The sequence below is a fragment of the Mycobacterium sp. genome, assembly GCF_008709575.1.
GTDB lineage: Bacteria > Actinomycetota > Actinomycetes > Mycobacteriales > Mycobacteriaceae > Mycobacterium.
This window is the reverse complement of record NZ_VYIK01000245.1, coordinates 1-207: the sequence shown is the minus strand read 5'-3', so window position 1 is coordinate 207 and position 207 is coordinate 1. Positions and strand designations below refer to the sequence as shown.

The following is a 207-nucleotide window of genomic DNA, read 5'->3' as shown; positions in this document are numbered from 1 at the left end:
GTGTGCCGACGACGGCGATCGGCCGAAAGCGGTCGTCGCCGCAGCCGAGCCGTTCCTAGCTGCCGAGGCGCTCGCCGAGATCGAGGCCGGCTTGGCGGCGCTGGGCGCCACCGGAGCCGGCGAGCAGGTCCACCGGCTGGTGGTGGGCTCGCTGCCGGTAGCCAGCGTGCTGACGGTCGGGCTGGGTCAGCCGCGCTACGAGTGGCC

1 pseudogene is annotated in these 207 nt (G+C 74.9%); it reads left to right on the top strand.

From position 1 onward, the window contains the following. Positions 1-207 (top strand): annotated as a pseudogene (locus tag F6Q13_RS18195) (M17 family peptidase N-terminal domain-containing protein); the annotation flags it as partial.